The sequence below is a fragment of the Sporofaciens sp. JLR.KK001 genome (assembly GCF_036941055.1).
In the GTDB taxonomy this organism is placed as follows: domain Bacteria; phylum Bacillota; class Clostridia; order Lachnospirales; family Lachnospiraceae; genus Sporofaciens.
Genome location: NZ_JAYMNO010000001.1, coordinates 746454 through 766733, shown reverse-complemented (window position 1 = coordinate 766733; position 20280 = coordinate 746454). Strand labels below are relative to the sequence as shown.

38 protein-coding genes are annotated in these 20280 nt (G+C 45.2%); 2 read left to right on the top strand and 36 right to left on the bottom strand.

Annotated elements, in window-relative coordinates:
- Positions 1-24: 24 nt before the first annotated feature.
- From rpsD to VSQ62_RS03985, 31 genes are all read right to left on the bottom strand, one after another.
- Complete coding sequence (rpsD, locus tag VSQ62_RS04135; protein WP_334633388.1) at positions 25-618, bottom strand: 30S ribosomal protein S4; 594 nt, start codon at positions 616-618, stop codon at positions 25-27.
- Positions 619-767: 149 nt separating this feature from the next.
- Positions 768-1163 (bottom strand): 30S ribosomal protein S11, encoded by a 396-nt coding sequence (gene rpsK / locus VSQ62_RS04130; protein ID WP_004607272.1) that lies wholly within the window; start codon positions 1161-1163, stop codon positions 768-770.
- 130 nt (positions 1164-1293) lie between these two features.
- On the bottom strand, positions 1294-1662 hold the full coding sequence (rpsM, locus tag VSQ62_RS04125; RefSeq protein WP_334633386.1) for a 30S ribosomal protein S13: 369 nt from the start codon (positions 1660-1662) through the stop codon (positions 1294-1296).
- Between the two features lie 241 nt (positions 1663-1903).
- Complete coding sequence (gene rpmJ / locus VSQ62_RS04120; RefSeq protein ID WP_005339020.1) at positions 1904-2017, bottom strand: 50S ribosomal protein L36; 114 nt, start codon at positions 2015-2017, stop codon at positions 1904-1906.
- A 200-nt stretch (positions 2018-2217) separates the two neighbouring features.
- Positions 2218-2436, bottom strand: a complete 219-nt coding sequence (infA, locus tag VSQ62_RS04115) for a translation initiation factor IF-1 (protein WP_004607275.1) — start codon at positions 2434-2436, stop codon at positions 2218-2220.
- A 1-nt stretch (position 2437) separates the two neighbouring features.
- On the bottom strand, positions 2438-2677 hold the full coding sequence (locus VSQ62_RS04110; protein ID WP_334633385.1) for a KOW domain-containing RNA-binding protein: 240 nt from the start codon (positions 2675-2677) through the stop codon (positions 2438-2440).
- 17 nt (positions 2678-2694) lie between these two features.
- A complete protein-coding gene (gene map, locus VSQ62_RS04105) occupies positions 2695-3456 on the bottom strand; it encodes a type I methionyl aminopeptidase (protein WP_334633384.1) in 762 nt (253 codons plus the stop codon).
- Positions 3457-3462: 6 nt separating this feature from the next.
- A complete protein-coding gene (locus VSQ62_RS04100) occupies positions 3463-4107 on the bottom strand; it encodes an adenylate kinase (RefSeq protein WP_334633382.1) in 645 nt (214 codons plus the stop codon).
- Positions 4108-4175: 68 nt separating this feature from the next.
- Positions 4176-5492, bottom strand: a complete 1317-nt coding sequence (gene secY, locus VSQ62_RS04095) for a preprotein translocase subunit SecY (protein WP_334633381.1) — start codon at positions 5490-5492, stop codon at positions 4176-4178.
- Positions 5492-5932 carry a 50S ribosomal protein L15 gene (rplO, locus tag VSQ62_RS04090; protein ID WP_334633379.1) on the bottom strand — a complete coding sequence of 147 codons (441 nt, stop codon included), beginning with the start codon at positions 5930-5932 and terminating at the stop codon, positions 5492-5494. Before rplO ends, secY begins: the two co-directional genes overlap by 1 nt.
- 29 nt (positions 5933-5961) lie before the next feature.
- The gene (gene rpmD, locus VSQ62_RS04085; RefSeq protein WP_334633378.1) at positions 5962-6141 is read right to left on the bottom strand and encodes a 50S ribosomal protein L30; all 180 of its coding nucleotides are present in this window, start codon (positions 6139-6141) and stop codon (positions 5962-5964) included.
- Between the two features lie 14 nt (positions 6142-6155).
- Positions 6156-6665 (bottom strand): 30S ribosomal protein S5, encoded by a 510-nt coding sequence (gene rpsE, locus VSQ62_RS04080; RefSeq protein WP_334633375.1) that lies wholly within the window; start codon positions 6663-6665, stop codon positions 6156-6158.
- A 15-nt stretch (positions 6666-6680) separates the two neighbouring features.
- A complete protein-coding gene (rplR, locus tag VSQ62_RS04075; protein ID WP_334633374.1) occupies positions 6681-7049 on the bottom strand; it encodes a 50S ribosomal protein L18 in 369 nt (122 codons plus the stop codon).
- A 17-nt stretch (positions 7050-7066) separates the two neighbouring features.
- A complete protein-coding gene (gene rplF / locus VSQ62_RS04070; protein WP_334633373.1) occupies positions 7067-7609 on the bottom strand; it encodes a 50S ribosomal protein L6 in 543 nt (180 codons plus the stop codon).
- A gap of 157 nt (positions 7610-7766) precedes the next feature.
- Positions 7767-8168, bottom strand: a complete 402-nt coding sequence (rpsH, locus tag VSQ62_RS04065; protein ID WP_334633370.1) for a 30S ribosomal protein S8 — start codon at positions 8166-8168, stop codon at positions 7767-7769.
- Positions 8169-8183: 15 nt separating this feature from the next.
- Complete coding sequence (locus tag VSQ62_RS04060; RefSeq protein WP_016220062.1) at positions 8184-8369, bottom strand: type Z 30S ribosomal protein S14; 186 nt, start codon at positions 8367-8369, stop codon at positions 8184-8186.
- A gap of 11 nt (positions 8370-8380) precedes the next feature.
- Entirely contained in the window at positions 8381-8920 is a 540-nt protein-coding gene (gene rplE / locus VSQ62_RS04055) for a 50S ribosomal protein L5 (protein WP_334633368.1), read from the bottom strand.
- A gap of 23 nt (positions 8921-8943) precedes the next feature.
- Complete coding sequence (gene rplX / locus VSQ62_RS04050) at positions 8944-9255, bottom strand: 50S ribosomal protein L24 (protein WP_334633366.1); 312 nt, start codon at positions 9253-9255, stop codon at positions 8944-8946.
- 13 nt (positions 9256-9268) lie between these two features.
- Positions 9269-9637 carry a 50S ribosomal protein L14 gene (gene rplN / locus VSQ62_RS04045; protein WP_334633364.1) on the bottom strand — a complete coding sequence of 123 codons (369 nt, stop codon included), beginning with the start codon at positions 9635-9637 and terminating at the stop codon, positions 9269-9271.
- Between the two features lie 19 nt (positions 9638-9656).
- On the bottom strand, positions 9657-9911 hold the full coding sequence (gene rpsQ, locus VSQ62_RS04040) for a 30S ribosomal protein S17 (RefSeq protein ID WP_006445004.1): 255 nt from the start codon (positions 9909-9911) through the stop codon (positions 9657-9659).
- A 3-nt stretch (positions 9912-9914) separates the two neighbouring features.
- Positions 9915-10121 carry a 50S ribosomal protein L29 gene (rpmC, locus tag VSQ62_RS04035; RefSeq protein WP_334633363.1) on the bottom strand — a complete coding sequence of 69 codons (207 nt, stop codon included), beginning with the start codon at positions 10119-10121 and terminating at the stop codon, positions 9915-9917.
- Positions 10111-10548, bottom strand: coding sequence for a 50S ribosomal protein L16 (gene rplP / locus VSQ62_RS04030; protein WP_334633361.1), 438 nt, complete (start codon positions 10546-10548; stop codon positions 10111-10113). The genes rpmC and rplP overlap by 11 nt, the downstream gene beginning before the upstream one ends.
- A 3-nt stretch (positions 10549-10551) precedes the next feature.
- On the bottom strand, positions 10552-11205 hold the full coding sequence (gene rpsC / locus VSQ62_RS04025; protein ID WP_334633360.1) for a 30S ribosomal protein S3: 654 nt from the start codon (positions 11203-11205) through the stop codon (positions 10552-10554).
- Between the two features lie 12 nt (positions 11206-11217).
- Entirely contained in the window at positions 11218-11604 is a 387-nt protein-coding gene (gene rplV, locus VSQ62_RS04020; RefSeq protein ID WP_334633359.1) for a 50S ribosomal protein L22, read from the bottom strand.
- Positions 11605-11630: 26 nt separating this feature from the next.
- A complete protein-coding gene (gene rpsS, locus VSQ62_RS04015; RefSeq protein ID WP_159750270.1) occupies positions 11631-11912 on the bottom strand; it encodes a 30S ribosomal protein S19 in 282 nt (93 codons plus the stop codon).
- Between the two features lie 24 nt (positions 11913-11936).
- Positions 11937-12779 carry a 50S ribosomal protein L2 gene (gene rplB / locus VSQ62_RS04010; RefSeq protein WP_334633357.1) on the bottom strand — a complete coding sequence of 281 codons (843 nt, stop codon included), beginning with the start codon at positions 12777-12779 and terminating at the stop codon, positions 11937-11939.
- Between the two features lie 319 nt (positions 12780-13098).
- Positions 13099-13404, bottom strand: a complete 306-nt coding sequence (gene rplW, locus VSQ62_RS04005; protein WP_334633356.1) for a 50S ribosomal protein L23 — start codon at positions 13402-13404, stop codon at positions 13099-13101.
- Positions 13404-14024, bottom strand: coding sequence for a 50S ribosomal protein L4 (gene rplD, locus VSQ62_RS04000; protein ID WP_334633355.1), 621 nt, complete (start codon positions 14022-14024; stop codon positions 13404-13406). The genes rplW and rplD overlap by 1 nt, the downstream gene beginning before the upstream one ends.
- A gap of 30 nt (positions 14025-14054) precedes the next feature.
- Positions 14055-14735, bottom strand: a complete 681-nt coding sequence (gene rplC / locus VSQ62_RS03995) for a 50S ribosomal protein L3 (protein ID WP_334633353.1) — start codon at positions 14733-14735, stop codon at positions 14055-14057.
- A 61-nt stretch (positions 14736-14796) separates the two neighbouring features.
- Entirely contained in the window at positions 14797-15117 is a 321-nt protein-coding gene (gene rpsJ, locus VSQ62_RS03990) for a 30S ribosomal protein S10 (protein ID WP_334633350.1), read from the bottom strand.
- Between the two features lie 172 nt (positions 15118-15289).
- On the bottom strand, positions 15290-15472 hold the full coding sequence (locus tag VSQ62_RS03985) for a hypothetical protein (protein ID WP_334633349.1): 183 nt from the start codon (positions 15470-15472) through the stop codon (positions 15290-15292).
- Between the two features lie 198 nt (positions 15473-15670).
- Here VSQ62_RS03985 and VSQ62_RS03980 point away from each other — a divergent pair, with 198 nt between their 5' ends.
- Together VSQ62_RS03980 and VSQ62_RS03975 are read left to right on the top strand one after the other, a co-directional pair.
- The gene (locus tag VSQ62_RS03980; protein WP_334633347.1) at positions 15671-16561 is read left to right on the top strand and encodes a permease; all 891 of its coding nucleotides are present in this window, start codon (positions 15671-15673) and stop codon (positions 16559-16561) included.
- A gap of 102 nt (positions 16562-16663) precedes the next feature.
- Complete coding sequence (locus VSQ62_RS03975; protein ID WP_334633345.1) at positions 16664-17203, top strand: YcxB family protein; 540 nt, start codon at positions 16664-16666, stop codon at positions 17201-17203.
- 631 nt (positions 17204-17834) lie between these two features.
- Here VSQ62_RS03975 and VSQ62_RS03970 read toward each other — a convergent pair.
- The 5 genes from VSQ62_RS03970 to VSQ62_RS03955 all read right to left on the bottom strand — a co-directional run bounded on the left by VSQ62_RS03970 (position 17835) and on the right by VSQ62_RS03955 (position 20257).
- Entirely contained in the window at positions 17835-18314 is a 480-nt protein-coding gene (locus VSQ62_RS03970) for a glycine/sarcosine/betaine reductase component B subunit (protein ID WP_334633343.1), read from the bottom strand.
- A 12-nt stretch (positions 18315-18326) separates the two neighbouring features.
- Complete coding sequence (prdD, locus tag VSQ62_RS03965) at positions 18327-19100, bottom strand: proline reductase cluster protein PrdD (RefSeq protein WP_443029396.1); 774 nt, start codon at positions 19098-19100, stop codon at positions 18327-18329.
- 144 nt (positions 19101-19244) lie between these two features.
- On the bottom strand, positions 19245-19490 hold the full coding sequence (locus tag VSQ62_RS32610) for a hypothetical protein (RefSeq protein WP_502957707.1): 246 nt from the start codon (positions 19488-19490) through the stop codon (positions 19245-19247).
- Positions 19491-19517: 27 nt separating this feature from the next.
- Positions 19518-19970: a glycine/sarcosine/betaine reductase selenoprotein B family protein gene (locus tag VSQ62_RS32605; RefSeq protein WP_502957706.1), complete on the bottom strand. Its 453-nt coding sequence runs from the start codon at positions 19968-19970 to the stop codon at positions 19518-19520.
- 2 nt (positions 19971-19972) lie between these two features.
- Positions 19973-20257, bottom strand: coding sequence for a CBO2463/CBO2479 domain-containing protein (locus VSQ62_RS03955; RefSeq protein ID WP_334637556.1), 285 nt, complete (start codon positions 20255-20257; stop codon positions 19973-19975).
- Between the last annotated feature and the right edge of the window lie 23 nt (positions 20258-20280).

Genomic DNA, 20280 nt, shown 5'->3' with positions numbered 1-20280 from the left:
CACCTCCTGTGGTGTTAAGGGTTATTATTTAGAATACAACTCGACGATTAACATCTCATCTACAGGAACATCGATCACTTCACGCCTTGGAAGCTCCTTCACCGTTCCCTTGAGGTTCTCAAGGTCAGCCTCTAACCACTCTGGAACCAAGCGTCCTCCTGTAACCTCTACGATCTCTTTGTATCTTGGAGAGCTTTTGTGTTTTTCCTTGATTTCAATAACGTCGCCTGCCTTGATCAGGTAAGACGGAATGTTGATCTGCTTGCCGTTTACCATGATGTGCTTGTGATCAACGATCTGTCTTGCCTCACGTCTCGTTCTTGCAAGGCCAAGACGGAACACTACGTTATCCAGTCTTGACTCGAGCAGTCTCATCAGGTTCTCACCTGTCATACCGCTCATGCGCTGTGCCTTCTCGAAGTAATTTCTGAAAGGCTTCTCTAATACTCCGTAGATAAATTTTGCTTTCTGCTTCTCACGCAGCTGGAGACCATACTCGCTCATTTTTCTATTGGATCTCTTTAACTGTCTGTTAGACTTCTTGTCAATTCCCAAATATACCGGGTCCATACCGAGAGATCTGCATCTTTTAAGGACCGGAACTCTATTAACTGCCATGTTATGCTTTCCTCCTAAATTTTTCGAATTACCTTGCGGATGTTCTTCTCTTAGCGTAGATACTCCTCATTATATTCGGAGTATCCGCTTTCCTACCAGGCTCGAAAATACCTCGCCAGGTACTCAATGCGTCGCTAACCTTTTTATGCCTATACTCTCCTCCGCTTCGGTGGACGGCAACCATTGTGCGGTACCGGAGTAACATCCTTGATACTTGTCACATCAATTCCACATGCCTGAAGTGCACGGATTGCTGCTTCTCTACCTGAACCTGGTCCTTTTACCATAACATCTACTGATTTCAAACCATGTACCAATGCTGCCTTAGCTGCTGTCTCAGCCGCCATCTGCGCTGCATAAGGGGTAGATTTCCTTGAACCTCTAAATCCCAGACCGCCTGCACTCGCCCATGAAAGAGCATTACCCTGTGCATCTGTCAATGTAACGATCGTGTTATTAAAAGATGACTGGATATGTGCTTGTCCGCGTTCAACGTTTTTCTTGACACGCTTTTTTGTCACTTTCTTTGTAACTTTCTTTGCCATAATAAAACTAACCTACTCTTTCCTTTTTGTTTTTGTTAATTAAGGTAGTTCTTCTCGCTTTGCTCGAAGAACGGCTTAAGACCTAAGCTCGAAAAAACCTCGCTAAGTTCTTAATGCCTCGCTAAGTGCTCTACTTCTTTTTATTAGCCACTGTTCTCTTCGGACCTTTTCTGGTTCTTGCGTTGGTCTTGGTCTTCTGACCGCGAACCGGGAGACCTTTTCTGTGACGGATACCTCTGTAGCATCCGATCTCCTGCAACCTCTTGATGTTCAGAGCAATCTCCCTTCTAAGATCACCTTCCACCGTCTGGGTCTCATCGATTACTGCACTGATCTTCTTAACATCATCGTCTGTAAGATCTCTGCAGCGAATGTCAGGACTTACTCCTGCCTCTGCTAAGATACGGTTAGAACTCGCTCTTCCGATTCCATAGATATAAGTTAATCCGATCTCAACACGTTTGTCTCTTGGTAAATCTACACCTGCAATACGAGCCATGTGAATTTTCCTCCATTTTCTTTACATTATCGTCTTTAATAGGGACTTTCGTCCAGGCATGTTTCGGTATCATGCCCTTTCCGGCCACCGCGCCAGGATGTTTCCTCTGGCTGCTGGTAAATGACAGGCCGGCATTAGAAGCAATATACGAAGGACATACACCGGCTACAGGTGCTCCTTGTATATTAAATAGTCTACACACATCCTGGTGTGTCGGCTATCAGCCGCCTAATTTAGTTCATTACCCTTGGCGCTGCTTATGCTTCGGGTTCTCGCAGATTATGCGAACGCTTCCTTTTCTCTTAATTACTTTGCATTTTTCGCAAATTGGTTTTACTGATGATCTAACCTTCACGTCAAATCCTCCTTTCATCCATTGCTCTGCCTACATGTCCGCGGCGCATACCAAGCACTAAAATTGCAATCTATATCCCTGTAAATGAATATATTTTCACAAATGCCCAGAAACACGCTTATATATTATAGCACTACCTGTCAACCAAAGTCAATAGACAATTTATAATTCTTTTCATACGAAACAGATAAGCAACCCCCCTACTTATCTCTCCAGATAATCCTCCCCTTAGACAGATCGTACGGTGATAACTCCAGCGTCACCTTATCTCCCGGCAGGATCTTGATGAAATTCATTCTTAACTTTCCGCTGATATGTGCGAGCACCTGGTGCCCGTTCTCCAGCTCTACCTGGAACATTGCATTCGGCAATTTCTCTACTACGGTTCCTTCGATTTCGATTACGTCAGCTTTTGACATCTTAATATTCCTCCATCTTTACTATCTTCCTAATAGCTATATCATCAGCCCCGGCAATATCATACTCTCTGCAGATAACCTGCACATGCTTCTTTTTCTTCTTCTTTAGATTCTTAAGCGTTCTAATACTGCCGTCCGCTAAATATACATATGCGTCGTCAACCTCAATTATAACATAAACTTTTCCTATGTCATGGCCTGCCTTCGATCTTGCAAGCATCCCGGCCTTAAATCTCTCCATACCGCATCCATCCATAATTATGATTCCTGGTTCAGCGTCAGCAGCACCGGCTCTTCCTTCGTGATGAGGACCGTATTCTCATAATGCGCGGACAGGCTGCGGTCCCGGGTTACGACCGTCCATTCGTCGTCTAACCAGTCAACCTCCCAGGTCCCCCTGTTGATCATAGGCTCTATTGCAAGAGTCATCCCGGCTTTCAGCTTGACACCTCTTCTGTTCATCTTATAATTCGGTATCTCCGGCGCCTCGTGCAATGCAGTACCTATCCCGTGCCCGCACAGATCCCTGACTACTCCAAACCCGTGGCTTACGGCATGACTGTCAATCGCTGCTGATATATCAAATAGATAATTGCCTTCTTTTGCATATTTTATACCTTCAAAGAAGCATTCTCTCGTAACACGTATCAATTCCTCTGCTTCTTTGCTGATCACTCCGATGCCATGAGTTCTAGCGGCATCGGAATGATATCCCTTATAGATCACACCTGCATCCAGGCTTACGATATCTCCGTCCCTTAAGATCCTGTGCTTATCAGGAATTCCGTGGACAACCTCCTCATTCACCGACACACAGATCGACGCCGGGTATCCCCTGTAATCAAGGAAGGATGGGATACATCCATAACTTCTGATGATCTCTTCTCCCAGCCTGTCTATGTCCAGTGTGCTCATTCCCGGATGCAGAGCCTTTCCCAATTCATTATGGACAATCTCCAATATACGCCCGGCTTCCTTCATAAGTTCGATCTCTCTCGCCGATTTGATAGTGATTGCCATCGCTTCCTACTCCCCCAATATATCCACGATCGCCTGGAACACGTCATTGATATCGATCGTACCGTCAACCGTCTTAAGAATACCCGCATTCGTGTAGTAATCGATCAACGGCTGAGTCTGCTCGTGATAAACTCCGAGGCGCTTCTTAACTGTCTCCGGCTTATCATCATCACGAAGAATCAGCTCCTTGCCGCATGCATCGCAGATCCCTTCCGTCTTAGTCGGCGCATATTCCAGATGATATGTAGCCCCGCAGCCCACGCACGCACGGCGTCCGGACATACGGTGCACGATATTCTCATCTGGAACATCTACGTCGATGGCATAATCCATCTTCTCTCCGATTGCCGCCAGCGCCTTATCAAGCGCCTCAGCCTGCGGGATCGTCCTTGGAAAACCATCCAGCACATAGCCGTTCGTGCAGTCGTCTTGTTTTACCCTGTCAACCACAAGGTCCACTACCAGCTCGTCCGGAACCAGAAGCCCCTGATCCATGTATGTCTTCGCCTTATTGCCAAGCTCTGTACCATTCTTAATATTCGCCCTGAAAATATCGCCGGTTGAGATATGAGGAATACTGTACTTCGCAGCAATCTTCTTCGCCTGAGTTCCCTTGCCCGCTCCAGGGGCGCCTAACATAATAATCTTCATATGGCTCTTCCTCCTCTTCGCCTATATAGCAGTTTAACCCGCGAAAATATTCCCGCGAGTTGAAACTGTTAACTATTCAAAAATCCTTTATAATTACGCACTAGCATCTGTGATTCAACCTGTTTCATCGTCTCTAATACAACGCTGACAATAATGATCAGGGAAGTTCCTCCGAAGGATACACTTGCTCCAACCCAGCCGTTAAACAGGATAGGAACGATCTGGATCACGATCAGGCCGCATGCACCGATAAAGATCACGTAATTCAATATCTTAGTCAGATACTCAACCGTTGGTTTCCCAGGACGGATACCCGGAACGAATCCTCCGCTCTTCTTCATATTATTAGCAATCTCCAACGGATTGAATGTAATAGAAGTATAGAAATACGCGAAGAACACAGTCAGAATAATATATACGATCAACCCCCAGGTATACTTGATCTGTTCCGGATTACACCAGTTGCTCTGATTCAATCCGTTTAAGATCTCTCCGCCGATGCCGCCTCCCCCGTCTTTGCCAAGGAAAGAAGCAATAATGATCGGAAACTGCATCAAGGATGATGAGAAGATGATAGGAATTACTCCGGCAGTATTGACCTTGAGAGGAATGTTGGAAGTACGCCCTCCATACATCCTTCTGCCTGCCATCTTCTGTGAATAGGATACCGCTATCCTTCTCTCTCCTCCCTGCAGGATCACTACGAACACTACCAGGAGAATAATGATCGCCAATATAATAATAACTGCCAGACCGGCAGATGCAATCGGCTTATCCTTCACAAACTGCTCGAACAATGATGTCATGTCGCTCGGTATTCTTGAGACGATATTGATCACCAGGACGATAGAGATACCGTTGCCAACACCCTTGCTGGTGATCTGCTCACCGATCCACATCAGGAACGCAGAGCCCGCGGTAAGCGTCAGAACTACAATCGCCGCATTTACGAAATTAAAATCTACCAGAAGACCCTGACGTCCGAAACCTACGGCCATGGCCGTTGATTCAAACAATGCCAGACCTACGGTAAGGTAACGTGTGATCGCTACGATCTTCTTCCTTCCATCCTCTCCTTCTTTCTGCATCTCCTCTAACTTAGGGATTGCAATCGTAAGAAGCTGCATGATGATGGAAGACGTGATATATGGCGTGATACTCAGCGCAAAGACTGACATCTGCTCAAAAGAGCCACCAGTGAAAGCGTTAAACAGATTAAACGCCTCACCAGTGTTCTGTGCGAAAAAGTCCTTGATATAGCTGGAATTCACGCCAGGTGTTGGTAACTGTGAACCGATTCGGATCACAATCAACATCAGGAATGTGTAGCCGATCTTTTTTCGGATGTCTTTAATCTGAAATGCCTTCCGAAATGTCTCTAACATTAGATCACCTCTGCTTTTCCACCTACAGCCTCAATCTTTTCTACAGCGCTTTTGCTGAATGCATTGGCCTGTACAGTCAGTTTCTTCGTCAATTCACCGTTTCCAAGGATCTTAACACCATCTCTCGGATTCTTAACGATTCCCTGTTCCAGCAGCGTCTCTACAGATACAACTGCATCATTATCAAACACTTCGAGAGCGCTAATATTAATACCAACGATTGTCTTAGAATTCCTGTTCGTGAAGCCTCTCTTTGGAATTCTTCTATATAACGGCATCTGACCGCCTTCGAAACCTGGCCTTGTTGCTCCTGAACGAGCTTTCTGACCCTTGTGTCCCTTACCGGCTGTCTTGCCATTACCAGAACCGTGTCCACGTCCTCTTCTGAAATTATCACTCTGTTTTGCTCCGTCAGCAGGTCTTAAGTTTGATAAATCCATTGTGACACCTCCTTATCCGATTATTTGAACTATACTTCTTCTACTTTTACCAGGTGCTGAACCTGTTTTACCATACCTCTGGTTGCTGCATTATCCGGCAGTTCAACTGTCTTGTTAAGCTTTCTTAAGCCTAATGCTTCTACAGTCTTCTTATGCTTTGGTACAGCACCGATCGTGGATTTTACTAACGTAATTCTCAAATTTGCCATCTGAATCCGCCTCCTTAGCCTAAGATCTCTTCAACAGATTTACCGCGAAGTCTGGCTACTTCATCCGGAGTCTTGATCTCACGTAATCCGGCGATCGTAGCAAGAACAACGTTCTGCTTATTGTTAGAACCAAGTGATTTGGTACGGATGTTCTTGATTCCAGCCATCTCGATCACGGCACGCGCCGGACCTCCGGCGATCACACCAGTACCTTCCGGAGCCTTCTTAAGCAATACGGAAGCGCCTCCGAATTTGCCGGTAAAATCATGTGTAATACTATCATTATCATCCAATGCAACAGTGATCATGTTCTTTGCCGCATCTTCTTTTCCCTTACGGATTGCTTCTGGAATCTCAGTAGCCTTTCCTAAGCCTGCACCAACATGGCCATTACCATCGCCAACAACTACTAAAGCTGTGAATCTCATATTACGGCCACCCTTAACAACTTTGGTTACACGCTTAATTGACACTACTTTCTCGTTTAACTCTAATGAACCAGCATCAATACGTTCTTGTTTCATGTGTAGCTCCTCCTTCTAGAAATTCAACCCAGCTTCTCTAGCTGCGTCTGCTAATGCCTGAATCTTTCCATGGTATATAAAGCCGCCTCTGTCAAAGACAACATCCTTAATACCCTTCTCGATTGCCTTCTCGGCAATCACTTTTCCTAAATATGCTGCTGCATCAACGTTGTTAGTCTTTTCTAAGTTCGCCTTCACGTCTTTCTGAAGAGTGGAAGCGGAAACCAGAGTATTTCCAACTGTATCGTCAATAATTTGAGCATACATATGATTATTGCTTCTAAACACAGCCAAACGCGGGCATGCGGTTGTACCGCTCAAACGATTGCGTATTCTTCTGTGCTTTTTAACGCGAACTTCGCTTCTTGATTTTTTGCTAACCATTTTCACACTCTCCTTACTTATTTCTTACCAGTCTTACCAACTTTACGTCTGATTACTTCATCAGCATACTTGATACCCTTGCCCTTATATGGCTCCGGTCTTCTCTTGTCTCTGATCTCAGCTGCGTATTGGCCTACTTTTTCTTTATTGATACCTTTAACGACGATCTTGTTCTGTCCTTCTACGACAGTCTCAACACCTTCCGGATCTGTCATTTCAACTGGGTGAGAGTAACCAAGGTTCAATGTAAGCTTGTTTCCGGACTTCGCGGCCCTGTAACCTACACCGTTAACCTCCAGAACCTTCTGGTAACCTTCTGTAACACCGACAACCATGTTGTTCACCAGTGTTCTTGTCAGGCCGTGAAGAGATTTCATCTTCTTCAAGTCATTCGGTCTTGTTACAACTACTGTATCGCCTTCCACCTTAACTTCCATCTCAATCGGAAGCTCTCTTTCAAGAGTTCCTTTCGGACCCTTTACGGTTATCTTATTATTCTCTGCAATCTCAACGGTAACTCCTGCTGGAATTGCAACCGGCAGTCTTCCTATACGTGACATACCTGTATCCTCCTTAACTTAGATTCTCGGAGCAGATGCTAATGTCTGCTCTGTTTTCAGTATTAAATGAAGTTCTCTTCGCATTCGCTCAGAGAACGGCTTATTTTCTAAGTTCATTCAGCGCACCCTACGCTTGAATTCACTAAGAAAATAATGCCTACCAAATATAACACAGCACCTCTCCGCCAACGCCGAGCTTTCTTGCTTCTTTGTCTGTGATCACACCTGCATTGGTAGAAATGATCGCCGTGCCAAGTCCGCCGAATACCTTCGGTACATCAGCGCTTCCTGCGTATACACGAAGTCCTGGCTTGGATATTCTCTTAAGACCTGTGATAACTTTTTCATTCTTGTCCGCACCGTATTTTAATACGATGTGAATTGTCTTGAATACTCCGTCTTCTACGATTTCATAATTCTCGATGTAACCTTCGTCCAGTAAGATATTTGCTATTGCAAGCTTCATCTTGGAAGACGGTACATCTACTGTATCATGTTTAGCAGTATTAGCATTACGGATTCTTGTAAGCATATCTGCGATTGGATCACTCATAGTCATGATTTCTTTTCCTCCTTACCAACTTGCTTTCTTAACTCCTGGAATCTGTCCTTTATATGCTAATTCGCGGAAGCAAACACGGCAGATTCCATATTTTCTCAAATATGCATGTGGACGTCCGCAAATCCTGCAGCGGTTGTATTCTCTGGTGGAGAATTTCTGCTTACGCTGCTGCTTGATCTTCATTGCTGTTTTAGCCATAATTTACCTCCCTACTTTGCAAACGGCATATTGAACTGCCGAAGCAATTCACGAGCCTCTTCGTCTGTCTTTGCCGTTGTAACAAATATGATATCCATACCTCTTACCTTGTCGATCTTGTCATACTCGATCTCAGGGAAGATCAGCTGCTCCTTGATACCAAGAGCATAGTTGCCTCTTCCGTCGAATGCGTTAGGATTCACTCCTCGGAAGTCACGTACACGCGGTAAGGAAAGGTTGATCAGACGGTCAACGAACTCATACATCTTCTCGCCTCTTAAGGTAACCTTACATCCGATTGACATTCCTTCTCTTAACTTGAAGTTAGCAACTGACTTCTTTGCCTTACAGATAACAGCCTTCTGTCCTGTGATCCTTTCAAGATCAGCAACCGCTGAATCCAACAGCTTCGCATTATCCTTTGCCTCGCCGACGCCCATGTTGATCACAACCTTGTCGAGCTTCGGCACTTCCATGATATTTTTATAACCGAACTTTTTATTCATCGCGTCAACGATTTCGTTCTGGTATTGTTCTTTCAGTCTACTCAAAGCACTGGCCCTCCTTCCTCAGATTAATCAATCACTTCGCCTGTTGATTTTGCATAACGAACCTTCTTATCTCCGTCCATCTTGATACCCACTCTGGTCGCTTTACCTTTGTGCATATACATTACATTAGAGGCGTCGATCGGGCCTTCCTGACGGATGATTCCGCCATTCTGATTCGCAGCGTTTGGCTTTGTGTGCTTTGTCAGCATATTAACGCCTTCCACGACAACCTTGCCGTCCTTCTGGTTCACGGCGATAACCTTGCCCTCTTTGTCTTTACCCTTGCCGGCGATAACCTTAACGGTATCACCCTTCTTGATCTTTAACATTGACATCTCCTGCACCTCCTTAAAGAACTTCCGGAGCCAGGGAAACAATTCTCATGAACTGCTTGTCACGAAGCTCCCTCGCTACTGGCCCGAAGATACGGGTTCCTCTTGGTGTCTTGTCTTCTTTTATAATAACAGCAGCATTCTCATCAAAACGGATATAAGAACCGTCTTTACGGCGTGTGCTCTTCACGGTACGAACAACAACAGCCTTCACTACATCGCCTTTTTTAACAACGCCGCCTGGTGTTGCATCTTTAACGGTCGCAATAATTACATCGCCAATACTTGCATACCTTCTTGTTGAACCGCCAAGTACGCGGATACACAGTAACTCTTTTGCGCCTGTGTTGTCTGCTACTCTCAGTCTGCTTTCTTGCTGTATCATGCAGGTTTCCCTCCTTATACTATTTCACTTTTTCCATAACCTCGACAAGTCTCCATCTCTTATCCTTAGAGAGCGGTCTTGTCTCCATAACTTTTACCTTGTCGCCGATGTTGCATTCGTTCGCTTCATCGTGAGCTTTTAATTTATAAGTTCTTTTAACGATCTTCTTATAAAGCGGATGTTTTACATGATCTTCAACCGCAACAACAATGGTCTTATCCATTTTATTGCTGACAACCTTACCCACACGGGTTTTTCTAAGATTTCTTTCCACGGTTTACACTCCTTTTTGTGCCTGTGCCATTACAGTCTGGATTCTTGCGATATTTCTTCTTACTTCCTTGATTCTGCTTGTATTATCTAACTGATTCGTTGCGTTCTGGAATCTCAGATTAAAGAGTTCCTTTTTAGCAGCTACTAATTCTTCATTCAGCTCTGCAGCTGATTTTGTTCTTAAATCTTCTACAAATGCATTAATTTTCACTGTTATCACCGCCTTCTAAGTCTGCGCGAGAAACTACTTTACATTTACATGGCAGCTTGTGTGTAGCCAGACGAAGAGCTTCTCTCGCAACTTCCTCTGATACGCCGGCAATCTCGAACATTACACGGCCCGGTTTCACAACTGCTACCCAGTATTCTAAGGTTCCTTTACCAGAACCCATACGTGTCTCAGCTGGTTTCGTAGTTACAGGTTTATCCGGGAATATCTTGATCCATACTTTACCGCCACGCTTGATATAACGAGTCATAGCAATACGTGCAGCCTCGATCTGATTGGATTTGATCCAGCATGGTTCCATTGCAACGATACCATATTCACCGTTAGTAATCTTGTTTCCGCGAAGAGCTTTTCCCTTCATAGAACCACGGAATTGTTTACGACGTTTTACTCTCTTTGGCATTAACATGATTTATCTCTCTCCTTCCTTTGCTGCTTTTTCCGGAAGAACTTCGCCTTTATAGATCCATACCTTGACACCAACTTTTCCATAGGTTGTGTCTGCTTCAGCGAATCCGTAGTCAATGTCTGCTCTCAGTGTCTGAAGAGGAATCGTCCCCTCGCTGTAGAACTCTGTACGAGCCATATCAGCTCCGCCGAGACGTCCCGATACGGATGTCTTAACTCCAAGCGCGCCTGACTTCATGGTTCTTGACATACAAGACTTCATTGCACGTCTGAAAGAGATACGGTTTTCAAGCTGTAATGCGATATTCTCTGCTACAAGCTGGGCATCTTTGTCCGGTCTCTTGATCTCCTTGATATCAACAACTAACTTCTTATCGGTAAACTGTGTAAGCTCGCCTTTTACTTTCTCAATCTCAGCGCCGCCCTTGCCGATCACTACGCCTGGCTTCGCTGTATAAATGATGATCTTAACACGGTCGGATGCTCTCTCAATCTCAATTCTAGAAACTCCGGCGCTGTATAATCTCTTCTTAAGATACGTTCTGATTTCATGGTCTTCTACTAAGTAATCTGCGAAATCCTTCTCTGCATACCACTTAGAATCCCAGTCTTTGATAATACCGACTCTCAAGCCATGAGGATTAACTTTCTGTCCCATGATTGCCCCTCCTTATCTTTCATCAAGCACCAGTGTAATGTGGCTCATTCTCTTCTCGATCCTGTAAGCCCTACCCTGTGCCCTCGGTCTGATTCTCTTCATTGTTGGCCCTTTATTCGCATAAGCCTCTGCGATATAAAGGTTCTCAGCATTCATACCGTTGTTGTTCTCAGCATTCGCAATCGCTGATTCCAGCAGTTTCTTTATTAAACTAGAAGCATATCTTGGATTGTAAGTTAAAATACCAAGCGCTGTCGTTACATCCTTACCTCTGATGGCATCTAATACATAGCATGCTTTCTGGACAGAAACTCTTGCATAAGATAACTTAGCAGAAGGTCTCGTATCTCTGTTATCATTTCTCTCTCTCTTGATTTGGGATCTGTGTCCTTTTGCCATGGATGAACCCTCCTTTCACAATGTAATTATCTAACTCTTGATTTCTTTTCGTCTTTTCCATGTCCTCTGTATGTCCTGGTTGCAACAAACTCGCCGAGCTTGTGTCCAACCATATCTTCTGTCACATATACAGGTACATGTTTTCTTCCGTCATGTACGGCAATTGTATGTCCAACCATGCTTGGGAAGATCGTAGAACGGCGGGACCAGGTCTTGATCACAGACTTGTCACCAGAAGCGTTCATTGCATCAATCTTCTTAAGCAGACTTGCATCTGCGAATGGTCCTTTTTTAACTGAACGTGCCATAGGTTATAACCTCCTCCATGAAAATTATTTGATTGCTCTGCCATCTCTTCTTCTTACGATCAGCTTGTTAGATGACTTGTTCTTCTTCCTTGTCTTAAGACCAAGTGCTGGCTTGCCCCAAGGTGTACATGGACCCGGACGGCCGATTCCTGTCTTACCTTCACCACCGCCGTGCGGATGGTCATTCGGGTTCATAACAGAACCGCGGACTGTCGGTCTGAATCCCATGTGGCGTTTACGTCCTGCTTTACCGATATTGATCAGGTTGTGATCTCCGTTGCCTACAACACCGATAGATGCGCGGCAATTGATCGGAACCATTCTCATCTCCCCTGACGGGAGTCTCAAAGTTGCATACTTGCCTTCCTTAGCCATCAGCTGTGCGCTGTTACCAGCGGAACGAACCAGCTGACCGCCTTTTCCAGGATAGAGCTCGATATTGTGAATCTGAGTACCTACCGGAATCTCAGAAAGAGGGAGACAATTGCCGACCCTTACTTCGGCCTCCGGTCCGTTCATGACCTTCATTCCATCCTTCAGTCCTTCCGGAGCAATGATATATGCTTTCTCACCATCCTCATAGCAGATCAGAGCGATATTCGCAGATCTGTTCGGATCATACTCAATACCAAGAACAGTTGCGTGGATACCGTCTTTTCTCCTCTTGAAGTCGATAATTCTATATTTTCTCTTAGCGCCGCCTCCGCGGTGTCTAACTGTAATCTTACCTTGATTGTTACGTCCTGCCTGTCTGCTCTTCGGAGCTAACAAAGACTTCTCCGGTGTCTTCTTGCTGATCTCAGAGAAATCAGAACCAGTCATCTGTCTTCTGGAAGGCGTATATGGGCGGTATGTTTTAATTCCCATGATTGCTTCTCCTTTCGAATCCTAATTATTATTGTCACGGAATTGCACCGTATATTGAACACTTAGCGAGGTCCCTCACGAGCTTAGTGTGAAAATACACCTGGATACTTAGCGAGGTCCTTCACGAGCTTAGTAGCCACGGTGTCTCCTTGCCAGGTCTTTCACGAGCTTAGTGCTCCATCATTTTCTCGGTTATATTCACTTCTGCGCGCTCCGCGCGGTGAATGTTCGCTTCGCTAAGCTCGGAAGAACCTCGCTAAGCTCACCGAACAGGGTCCGACTAAGGCTCAGCCTGCGCTGCGCTTGTCTTCGCCAAGTCTTATAACCCTTCAAAAATCTCGATCTCTGCGCTGTCAGCTGTAAGCTTCACAATCGCTTTCTTCGTCTTAGCTGTCTTGCCGAACTGCATGGTTCCGCGCACTCTTCTCTTCTTGCCCGGGCAGTTCATGGTGTTCACGCTCTCCACCTTGGTTCCGTTGAACATCTTCTCAACAGCTTCTTTTACCTGAGACTTGGTTGCTTCCGGGTGAACTAAGAACGTATACTTCTTCTCTCCCATCAGCTCCATACTCTTCTCTGTTACAACCGGTTTAAGGATCACATCATAATATTGAATATTAGCCATTATGCGTACACCTCCTCGATGCTGGCAACAGCAGCTTTCGTTGCGATCACTGTGTTGTACTTCAGGATATCATACACATTGATGGTATTAGTTCTTGCAGTCTTCACATCTGCGATATTTCTCGCAGACAGCTCTGCATTCTTATTGCCGTCCTCTAATACTACCAATGCCTTGGATACATCTAAATTCTTCAGGATATTAGCGAAATTCTTCGTCTTGATCTCATCAAAGCTGATCTCGTCGATCACGATGAACTTCTTCTCCTCTACTCTGGATGTAAGAGCGGACTTAAGTGCTGCTCTCTTCTCCTTCTTATTCATCTTGAATGAATAGTCTCTCGGTACAGGTGCGAATACTACGCCGCCGCCTGTCCACTGCGGAGCTCTCGTTGAACCCTGTCTTGCATGACCGGTCCCCTTCTGTCTCCATGGTTTTCTGCCGCCTCCGGAAACTTCAGAACGCGTCTTGGCCTTCTGCGTTCCCTGGCGTTTATTTGCAAGCTGGCTGACAACTGCCATGTGTACAAGATGCTCATTCACTTCCACACCAAATACAGCATCGTTTAAGTCGATCGTACCAACTTCTTTGCCTTCGATGTTATAAACGGATACGTTTGCCATCTTAAAGTGTCCTCCTTCCTTCGCCAAAGCTTAAATAGCTTTTACTGCTTCTTTAATAGTTACTAAAGACTTCTTCGGTCCCGGTACAGACCCCTTGATCAGAAGCAGGTTGTTCTCTGCGTCCACACGTACAACCTCAAGGTTCTGGATCGTGATCCTCTTGTTACCCATCTGACCAGGCATCTTCTTGCCCTTGAACACCTTGCTCGGATCAGAAGCAGCTCCGTTAGAACCTGCATGACGGTGGAACTTGGAACCATGTGTCATAGGCCCTCTGTGCTGACCATGTCTCTTGATCGCGCCCTGGAATCCCTTACCTTTGGAGATTGCCGTCGCATCGATCTTATCGCCTGCCGCGAAGATATCAGCCTTGATCTCCTGTCCCAATTCATACTCGCCAGCATTCTCGAACTTGAACTCTCTTACAAATCTCTTGCCGGTAACTCCCGCTTTCGCGAAATGTCCCTGCTCTGCCTTCGTAACGCCATGACGATGAACGATTTCCTTCTTACCACTCTTATCCTTGTTGACAATTCTGTCTTTCTTATCAACGAACCCAACCTGAACAGCCTCATAACCGTCATTCTCGACCGTCTTGATCTGTGTTACCACACAAGGCCCGGCCTGAAGAACAGTAACCGGCGTCAGCGTTCCGTCTTCGTTGAAGATCTGAGTCATTCCGACTTTTGTAGCTAAGATAGCTTTCTTCATTATAATTACCTCCTGTTATTTACAGCGGAGCGCATATCACGCTCATCCTAAATGATAGGAACTACTGTTTGCTTTTCATCTTGATATCAATATACACACCTGCAGGCATCTCAAGCCTTGATAACGCGTCAACCGTCTTCTGGGTCGGTGCGATGATATCGATCAGTCTCTTATGAGTCCTCTGCTCGAACTGCTCCCTGGAATCCTTATACTTATGAACAGCCCTTAAGATCGTAACAACTTCCTTCTTGGTCGGAAGCGGTACCGGTCCGCTCACCTTAGATCCGTTCTTCTTAACAGTTTCGATGATTTTCCTGGCGGATGCATCAACCATCTGATGGTCATACGCCTTCAAAGTGATTCTCATTACTTGACTTGCCATAAAAAAAGTCGCCTCCTTATTCGTACTTTTCAACAGTACGACAAGCGGTGACTGTACACTCTCCCGTGTGTGTCGTGAGAACCTCACACGTCGTATATAGCACTTTCCAGCCGTCAAAGGCTGTCTTACGTGCGGTACATGCAGCCCTTAATCTGCGGCGCAGTACCAACGATTACAGTGTTACAGTGACTTGTCGCCAGTTTCCTAACTTGACATTCGCTCCACGGAAAACCTGCCATATATAAGCAGCAACCTCGCGCTTCAACGCTATCAATGTCACAGCTTTTTTAGTATATCTGAGGAAACCGCATTTTTCAAGCCTTTTTTTAGAAATATTGTATTTTTTTTCATACATAGGATCCGCCGGAAATCTAATTTAAGAAAGTTTTAAAAAATATTTTGCATTTTGCCCAAACAAACGCAAGAAATCATTGACTTTTTCGTGCGATAATGATAAATTGATTATATCAGAGATGATAAATCGGGGTATCGTCTTTGAAGAAGCTATACTAATCTATACTAATCTATTCTAAAAGATCTGGAGGGAGAAATTATGTTACTAGCATTACAAATTTTATTCGGCGTACTGGCAGCCGGCACCGGACTCGGACTTATCGTCGACATCTTTAAGAATCGTATGGACGGTCTTAAGAATGCCACCGGCAAGCAGTGGGCATCTGGTTTTGCAGTAGGTATCGTTGCTAACTTCTTAGACACACTTGGCTGCGGCTCTTTCGCCCCATCGACGTTCATGTACAAACTTTTCAACCAAATCGATGATATCGATATTCCTGGTACTCTGAACGTTGGAGATACATTCCCTGTTATTTTTGAGGCATTTATCTTCACGGCTTCCGTAGATTGTGATCCTAAGTTCTTGTGGATCATGTATATCTGTGCCGCTGTAGGCTCTTTCGGATTCGCGACTATCGTAACGAAGTGGCCTCGCAACAAGATCAGATACGCTCTTGGCTTTATTATGATTCCTCTTGCAATTATCATGCTGTGTAAGAACACTGGTGTGGGACCATTCGGAATCGTTGGAACGGCTACCGGATTAACCGGTTGGAAATTGATCGTGGCTGCTGCTCTTAACATTTTGTGGGGCGCTCTCATGGATATCGGCTTCGGTCTGTATGCACCATGTATGGCTACATGTCTTCTGCTCGGCGTTGATGCCGGAGCTTGTTTCCCAGTATTCATGGGATCATGTGCCTGCCTGATGCCGGCATGTTCTATTGAGTTCATTAGGACTCACAGATACGATGTACCGCATACAGTCGGTAACGCTCTCGGCGGATGTATCGGTGTATTTATCGCATGGAAGCTCATCACTAACCTGCCGATGTTCTGGCTGATCAATCTGATCTGTGTAGTTCTTCTTTGGACATCATACTCACTGCTCAGCGCAGCTAACAAGGACAGGAAGGCTGGAATAGCTTAAGCAATTTAATTATAAGAATACATACATAAATGGCCGCTCCGACCGGGCAGCCATTTATGTTTTTTACTACAAAATATTTATCACAGAAATCGGAGAAATAAGATGTTCATAAATGAATACATAATGAATCGAAGACGTTATGATAAATGGGCAACTCCTAAGTTTTGGAAGTTACCTATTTTTTATGTGTACCTTGTCATATTTGTTGCGGGGGTTTTTGGCTGGATCTATTTCGAGAGGGTTAACGCTCCTGCAAGATGGCAGACGATCGGCGCATTCCTTACTTTTGTCGCAGTATACAGGGGAGTTTTTTTCAGATGGATGCACGCCGACAAAACATTCCGCCTTACCCGCGCGAACTACTTCGGCGGCAAGGATTGGACCTGTAAGGTGATCGTAGGTGAGAGGAATATCTCTCTGTATATCAATGGGAAGATCAATAACAAAGTCGAATGGGACCAAATCCTCAGATTCGAAGAGGCCAAATCCTACTTCCGATTATCAACAGACGAATACAACGAAGGCGTCATGATCGACAAAGCATCCTTTACCGAGGGCGATACCGACAGCTTCAGACAATGGATGCTCGATAAACATCCTGAGATCAAATACGGGCCTGTAACCCCATCACTTGATAAATAAACAGCCTCAGACGCTCTCTCCCGCCACGAGGCCTCCTACGGCGTCAGAAGTTCAACATCAAATTGCATAAAACTTTTGTGTACTTATAATAAATAATTGTTATTTTGCATGAAATTTATTTTTACTCTGCAATAGTATTGACATAAAAATACAAAAATGATATATTAAACACATCTTAAATGTATAAACTTTTTCAAACATTACAAAGTGTTTATTTTATGAAAAGTTTATACATTAAGTGACCGTTGCGGTTGTATTTGCAGTTACGCAGCTTGCCGATCGTTTCCCCCAAGAACGTTCTTGCAGCAGCGTACTCAATTAATATATACGCCTCTTTTAGAGGAGCATTCCCCAGCTTTGTATATACAAAACTGCAATGCAACGAGGAAAACCTCTCAATGACATACCAAAAAGAAAGGGCACGACATACAGGTCGTGCCTTTTCTTTTCGTATTTATATCCCGATCACTTATCTATCACCTGTCTATCATCGGTCTGTCATCTCTCTATCGCCTGTCTATCCCTGTCGTTATCCCGATCTCCAAAAAGAAAGAGACCCGCATCGTCAATCCCCGATGCGGAATCTCTTCCAACCTCTCTGAAATTACTTCATCAAACTGCAAAAGAACACCTATCTATTCTCTTGGTCTTTCTGGCGCATCTTCAGTTTCAGAAGCGCCATCGCCTTCCTGCAGTCGAGCGCGACCATGTTGTTTTCCCCCACTACATTGGTCTCCGTTCCATCTGCGCTCTTATTGATGTCTACAATACCGTCCAGATATTCATTCACCACCACGAACTGCGCTACCGTACCGCTGAAATTGAGCCCTGTCACCGGAATTCCCCTTATTCCTAACTGCTCACATGTATTCGTGAAGTCTACGTCACTGTTTCCCCAACCATCAGATGAGATAATCACACCGTCAGCCCGCATCGCTTCCGCCCAGACAGCTGAACGTGTCCCTACCAGCATCTTATCCTTGTTGTCATCCGGCGTTCCTACCAGAAGGATCCCCATCAGATCAAGATCCGTGTCATTAGACACTACATCAAGGAGCGGATCCCTGAAATGATGCAGTGAAGTCTCCTTGGTTGATGGTCCTATTCCCATGTGCTCACCTCCTTATTGCATTGAGCGGATGATTCCGTCCCGGTACTCATTCGGAGTCACCAGAATCGGCATATTCCCCATATCAATGATCGATCGTCCGCCTTCTACCCCAGATGGTTCCTCTGCAAAAAAGTGTGTATCATACATAGCTCCCTGTCCTGCGACCTGCTTGATAATCAACACCCTCTTCTTCCCCGGTCTTACAATGTCGTGATACTCGTGCCTCTCCGTACATTTTTCTCCACGAAATTTCTTCAGCTTCTCACGGTAGGTCTGAATGAACTTATCGCAGGCGCGGTGCGCTGCCGTCGGCCCTGGCCGTTCCTGTCCCATACCGGCAGTGAGAGTTACGTCAAAGGAAATAATATAGTCGTCATCTCCAGGAGTACCTGCCCGATTCAAGTATAACTGATCCTTCAGATTCCCTTCCGATGACCCGAATTCATGGCACTGTTTACCATTCACATCCACACCCGTAAGCATTACATAGACGCCGGTGATCGTGTGCGTAATCCCATCCCCAATCTTGCCAAGAACTTTTGTAGAGATCGGTATAATATCCATGATGGTGTTCGTCCACCTGTCATGGTCGCCCGGCTTAATAAGCTGAATATCGATCTTCTCAATATATTCCTCCTCTGCCGCCAGTCCGTCAAGCATCTCCTTACTGACTGTCATGTTACCGTCTACTTTAATGTCGTTATGCTCGCCCCATTCTACACTATTCATATGGAATGATTTGATCACTAATTTCCTAAGGTCTTTTACTTCATCAGCCACTTTCATCACCTCCGTTAACACAGTCTGCCAAGCAGACCCTCTCATATATGTATTATACAATATATCGAATGATATTCCAATATATCGTCATGATATTTTTCAAAAAAAGGCAGATGTATCATACATCTGCCTCCTGATACTATGAGTTAATTATACCTTAGCAATATACTCGAACGGCAACGGAACGATCTTTCCCGGCGTCTGGATCTCAACCAGCTGTTCCAGAGTAGCCTTTACGATCTGTGTCTGCTGTTCCGGGTTATTCGGAGCTCCAGCATTCGCACCCATAGGTACCAACGGAGCTACCGCACGAGGAGTACCGGTCTGACGAACAACCGGCGGAAGAGCTGCAATAATAATAGTAGGAATTCCAGCCTCTTCAATCGCTCTCTGCACCAATACTGCAGAGCGGTGACAGGTACCTCATCCAGCAGTGAGGATTACCGCGTCAACTTCTTCTTCCTTAAACATCTGTGCAATCGCCGGTCCGGTTTCACCCTTGAACTTCTCCTGGTTTCCGCCGCCTCCCATGAATCCCGCGTGTACAGGAGCACATGCTTTAATAAAACCTTCTTTTGCAAGCTCATGAATTCTGTCGATCGGGAACATACAGTTGATGTCCTTGTTAACATCACTGTTGTCATATCCGCCGTGTGATACCATCAATTCACTAGACGGCATATCATCCGTAACTTTTCTCCATGTAAAGTCGCCTGCCAGGTTGAATCTTTCCTGTTCCTTGTGATGAACACCTGCTGCTGTAGCAAGAGCAATCGTCATATCTTTCAACTCTTTTGTAACAGGAGCCCATACAGACGGCGGAGTAATAGGAACAAATATCTCTGATTGCATTCCTTTAACTAACGTTAAACTCATTGTTATACCTCCTTATTGTTCTGGTTCTTTTCGCGCATCTCTTTCTGACGCCGCGTATAAGTGTCCAGGTTACTTACATACTTTTCATTGATCTCGGGTCCAAGCTGTTCCACAAAACTCATATTCCATGCAACCTCCTGCCCTACCTTAATGGGATAATCACTGATGAACATGCGCATCGGTACCTTCAGATAACCCAGGCGGCCTTTCAGGTCGATCGCCACCGATCCGTCGTGCACCTCCACGATCACGCCTTCCATCCGTATGATCTTATCGCCATATTTCAAATCTGTCATGCTTTTCACCTGAC